Source organism: Microbacterium sp. Bi128 (assembly GCF_918698205.1).
The window spans coordinates 1-4,594 of the sequence record NZ_CAKKMM010000334.1; the positions used below are offsets into that span (position 1 = coordinate 1).

Sequence of the window (4,594 nt, forward strand, 5' to 3'; positions counted from 1 at the left end):
CCTCAACGGCGCGACCCTCGTCGTGGGCTCGATGCTCATGTTCGTCGGCGGGGGCTCGGCATCCACCGCCGGCGGCATCAAGGTCACGACCCTCGCCGTGCTGGCCCTCGCGGTGTGGTCCGAGGCCAAGGGGCGCCCGTCCGTGGAGGCGTTCGGTCGCCGCATCCCCAGCGATGTGCAGCGAGTGGCCCTGTCGGTCGTCGCGTGGGGCGCCACGATCGTGGCGCTGTCGACGGTGATCATCAGCCGGATCACGGATGCCCCGATCGAATACGTGCTGTTCGATGTGATCTCGGGCTTCGCCACCGTGGGCCTGTCGACCGGCCTGACCGCGGAGCTCCCCGATCCGGCCGTCTACGTGCTCGCGGTCACGATGTTCATGGGGCGCATTGGTACTGTGACACTCGCCGCGGCCGTCGCGGCGTCCTCCCGTTCGCAGCTGTACGCGCTGCCCGTCGAAAGGCCCATCGTTGGTTGAACGGATCCGCAGCGACGCGCCCGTCCTCGTCATCGGTCTCGGGCGCTTCGGCGCGGCGTGCGCCGGCGAGCTGGACCGGCTGGATCGCGAAGTCCTCGCGGTCGACGGCAGTCTCGACCTCGTGCAGAAGTGGTCGGAGCGCGTGACCCACGCCGTCCAGGCCGACGCCCGCAACATCGACGCGCTCCGTCAGATCGGGGCGCAGGACTTCCAGGTCGCGGTCGTCGCGGTGGGCTCTCTCATCGAGGCCTCGGTCCTCATCACCGCCAATCTCGTCGATCTGAAAGTGCCGCAGATCTGGGCGAAGGCCGTGTCGCAATCGCACGGCAAGATCCTCGCCCGCGTCGGCGCGAACCACGTCATCTATCCCGAGGCCGAGGCCGGCGAGCGCGTCGCACACCTCGTCAGCGGCCGCATGCTCGACTTCATCCGCTTCGACGACGACTTCGTGCTGGCCAAGATGTACCCGCCCAAGCTCGTGCGCGGGGTCGGTCTGAACGAATCCGGCGTGCGGACGAAGTACAACGTGACCGTCGTGGGCGTGAAGAGCCCCGGCCGGGCATTCCGCTACGCGGAGGCGAACACCGTCGTCACCAACCACGACCTCATCATCGTGTCGGGGACCAACAGCGACATCGAGCGGTTCGCCGCGCTGGATCGCTAGCCGGAATCCTCAGGACCCGGCGGCGAGTTCTTTCGCGCGCGCCAACGCGGCCTCGGCGGCGTCGGTGAACGTGTCGTCGAGGCGCGCGTGCTGCAGCACCGCGACCGCGCGCTCGGTGGTCCCCTTCGGGCTCGTGACGCGGCGGCGCAGTTCGGCCGGGTCGACGTCGGACGCCGCCAGCAGCGCCGTCGCCCCGATGAAGGTCTGCTCGGCCAGCAGGCGCGCGGCGTCGTCGTCGAAGCCCATGCGCACGGCGGCCTTGGTGAATTCCTCCACGAGCAGGAACACGTACGCCGGACCCGATCCCGAGATCGTCGACAGCGCGTCGATCTGCGACTCGGGAACCTCCACGACGTGGCCGACGGTCTCGAAGAGCGACCGCACGACCGCGACGTCCTCGGCCGTGGCGGCGGACCCGGCGGCGAGTCCCGTGACCCCCTTCCCGACGAGGGACGGGGTGTTCGGCATCGAGCGGAGCGTGGCGACCCCGCCGCCGAGGTGCCGCGCGAACGTCTCGAGCGTGACACCCGCGGCCAGGCTCACCACGACCGCTCCGGGTCGCAGATGCGGGGCGATCTCGTCGAGCAGATCGGGCACCATGGCGGGCTTGACGCCGATGAGGACGATATCGGCGGATGCCGCGGCGGCGGTGTTCCCGTCGGGGTTGGCCTCGAGCGCCACGCTCGTGACGCCCTCGAGCCCGGCGAGCTCGGAGGCCTTGGCGATGGACCGATTGGTCGCGGTCACTCCCCCGCCGGTGAGGCCGGCAGCGACGAGACCGCGCAGGATCGCCCCTCCCATGGAACCGGCGCCGAGGAAGGCGAGCGGGGGCAACGAGGAGGTGGCATCCGTCATGCGGGCCAGTCTACGAAGCCTGAGTGCGGGGCGCAGGGGCGGGCGTTAGAGTCGGAACGCGTCCGTAGCGGTGCGGACGCGTGCGACACGGAGGACCCCATGACTCTCTTCGACGGCATCACCTCCCGCCTGGTCGACACCGGCCGGCTGAGCGTCAACGTGCTCGAACGCGCGGGCGACGACCCCGGCACCGCGGCCGACCAGACCGTCGTCTTCGTGCACGGCAACGTCTCCTCCTCGCTGTTCTGGCAGGAGATCATGCAGGACCTGCCGAACGAGCTGCGGGTGCTCGCGATCGACCTGCGCGGCTTCGGCGGAACCGAGCACACCCCGATCGACGCGACCCGCGGTGTCCGCGACTTCAGCGACGACGTGCACGCGACGCTGGAGGCCCTCGGCATCCCGTCCGCGCATCTCGTCGGATGGTCGATGGGCGGGGGCGTCGTGATGCAGTACGCGCTGGACCACCCCGTCCTCTCGCTCACCCTGCAGGCCCCCGTCTCGCCGTACGGCTTCGGCGGCACGCGCCGGGACGGGTCGCGGCTCACCGACGACGACGCGGGCGCGGGTGCCGGCGGCGCCAACCCCGACTTCGTCCAGCGTCTCATCGACCACGACACCACCGACTCGGCCCCCACCTCCCCGCGGTCGGTGTTCCGCTCCGGGTACGTCGCACCGGGGTACACGAGTGTGCACGAGGACGTCTGGGTCGAGTCGATGCTCACGACCTCGACCGCCGGCGGCAACTACCCCGGCGACGCGGTGGCGTCGCCGAACTGGCCCGGGTTCGGTGCCGGCTCGCTCGGCGTGCTGAACACCATGGCTCCGAAGCACTTCGACGTCTCGGGCATCGTCGACCTGCCGAACAAGCCCCCGATCCTGTGGATCCACGGGACGGCGGATGCCATCGTCTCGGACGCCTCGTTCTACGACCTCAACCACCTGGGTGCCCTGGGCATCGTTCCCGGCTGGCCGGGAGACGATGTCGCGCCGGCGCAGCCGATGGTGTCGCAGACGCGCGACGTGCTCGACGCGTATGCCGCCGCGGGCGGCGAGGTCACCGAGATCACCGTGGAGGGTGCGGGACACGCGCCGCACCTGGAACGCCCGGCGCAGTTCCGGCAGGCGCTCCTGACCCACATCGGGTACGTCGGACGCCCTGCCGACCCCGCCCCGCCGACCGAGGCGATCATCCTGCGTTCGGCCGACTGAGGGGACTCCGGTGGAATACTGCCTGTTCACGGAGCCCCAGCAGGGCTTCTCGTACGACGATCAGCTGGCGTTCGCGCGTTCGGCCGAGACCCACGGGCTGGACGGGTTCTTCCGCTCCGACCACTACCTGCGGATGGGCGAGGGAGATCCGCTCCCCGGCCCGACCGACGCGTGGACGACGCTCGCCGGCCTCGCCCGCGAGACGTCCCGCATACGCCTGGGCACCCTGGTGTCGTCCGTGACCTACCGCGTGCCGGGCATCCTGGCCATCCAGGTCGCCCAGGTCGACGCGATGTCGGGCGGACGTGTCGAGCTGGGTCTGGGCACGGGGTGGTTCGAGCGCGAGCATGCCGCGTACGGCATCCCCTTCCCGTCGCGACGCTTCGACCTGCTCGAGGAGCAGTTGGCGGTCGTCACCGGCTTGTGGTCGACGCCCGCCGGAGAGACCTTCACCTTCGAGGGCGCGCACTACCGACTGGATGCCGCGCCCGCCCTGCCGAAACCCGTGCAGTCCCCCGTCCCGGTGATCGTGGGCGGAGGCGGCCCGCGGCGGACACCGGCCCTCGCGGCGCGCTTCGCGACCGAGTACAACATCGGGTTCGTCTCGGAGGACGTCGTCGCCGAGAAGTTCGCGGTCGTGCGGGCCGCGTGCGAAGAGGCCGGCCGTGACCCCGGCACGCTCAAGCTCTCGGTCGCCCTGCCCACGATCCTCGGCGCCGACGATCGCGCCCTCGAGCGCCGGGCGGCGGCGATCGGTCAGACGCGCGCGCAATTCGACAACGGCGCCAACCTCATCGGGAGTGCCGACGAGATCGCGGCGAAGGTCGAGCGCTTGCGCGCCGTGGGGGCCGACCGCGTCTACTTCCAGCTGCTCGATCTGCGCGACGTCGAGCACGCCGACGAGATCGGCACCGACCTGCTGCCGCTCCTGCCCCGCTGACCCGATCAGTCGCGACGGTCCTCGAAGAACTCGCGCAACAGGGTGGATGCCGCGTCCTCGGCGACACCGCCGACCACCTCGACGCGATGCGGCAGACGCCGATCGCGCAGGACGTCGTAGAGGGAACCGGCGGCTCCCGCCTTGGCATCCCACGACCCGAACACCACCCGCGGGATTCGCGCCTGCAGGATCGCGCCCGCACACATGACGCAGGGCTCCAGGGTCACCACGAGCGTGCAGTCGGCGAGGTGCCACGAGCCGAGCTGCGCGGCGGCCGCGCGGATCGCGACGACCTCCGCGTGGGCGGTGGGGTCGCCCGTGACCTCGCGCAGGTTGCGCCCCTCGCCGATCACGCGGCCCTCCGCGTCGAGGACGACCGCGCCCACGGGGACGTCGTCGTGCGCGGAGGCCGTGCCCGCCAGGGCGAGCGCGCGCTGCATCGCAG

Annotated in this window: 6 protein-coding genes; 4 read left to right on the forward strand and 2 right to left on the reverse strand. The window is 71.2% G+C overall.

Translation table 11 applies throughout. The features are described from left to right. Both LQV45_RS18350 and LQV45_RS18355 read left to right on the forward strand, forming a co-directional pair. A partial coding sequence (locus tag LQV45_RS18350) for a potassium transporter TrkG (RefSeq protein WP_290370269.1) occupies positions 1–478 on the forward strand: 478 nt, incomplete at its 5' end. After that, positions 471–1,142, forward strand: a complete 672-nt coding sequence (locus LQV45_RS18355) for a TrkA family potassium uptake protein (RefSeq protein WP_230008255.1) — start codon at positions 471–473, stop codon at positions 1,140–1,142. The genes LQV45_RS18350 and LQV45_RS18355, both read left to right, overlap by 8 nt. A gap of 9 nt (positions 1,143–1,151) precedes the next feature. On the opposite strand, the gene proC is transcribed toward LQV45_RS18355, so the two are convergent. Then, a complete protein-coding gene (gene proC / locus LQV45_RS18360) occupies positions 1,152–1,997 on the reverse strand; it encodes a pyrroline-5-carboxylate reductase (RefSeq protein ID WP_230008256.1) in 846 nt (281 codons plus the stop codon). A 99-nt stretch (positions 1,998–2,096) separates the two neighbouring features. Here proC and LQV45_RS18365 point away from each other — a divergent pair, with 99 nt between their 5' ends. Next, positions 2,097–3,209 (forward strand): alpha/beta hydrolase, encoded by a 1,113-nt coding sequence (locus LQV45_RS18365; RefSeq protein ID WP_230008257.1) that lies wholly within the window; start codon positions 2,097–2,099, stop codon positions 3,207–3,209. A gap of 10 nt (positions 3,210–3,219) precedes the next feature. Then, positions 3,220–4,149, forward strand: coding sequence for an LLM class F420-dependent oxidoreductase (locus LQV45_RS18370; RefSeq protein ID WP_230008258.1), 930 nt, complete (start codon positions 3,220–3,222; stop codon positions 4,147–4,149). Positions 4,150–4,154: 5 nt separating this feature from the next. Here LQV45_RS18370 and tadA read toward each other — a convergent pair whose 3' ends face one another. Further along, positions 4,155–4,589, reverse strand: coding sequence for a tRNA adenosine(34) deaminase TadA (gene tadA, locus LQV45_RS18375; RefSeq protein ID WP_230008259.1), 435 nt, complete (start codon positions 4,587–4,589; stop codon positions 4,155–4,157). Positions 4,590–4,594 lie beyond the last annotated feature (5 nt).

Excerpts from the sequence above, each read along its gene's own strand:
- tadA (WP_230008259.1), bottom strand. The coding sequence starts at position 4,589 with ATGCAGCGCGCGCTCGCCCTGGCGGGCACGGCCTCCGCGCACGACGAC.
- proC (WP_230008256.1), bottom strand. The coding sequence starts at position 1,997 with ATGACGGATGCCACCTCCTCGTTGCCCCCGCTCGCCTTCCTCGGCGCC.
- LQV45_RS18365 (WP_230008257.1), top strand. The coding sequence starts at position 2,097 with ATGACTCTCTTCGACGGCATCACCTCCCGCCTGGTCGACACCGGCCGG.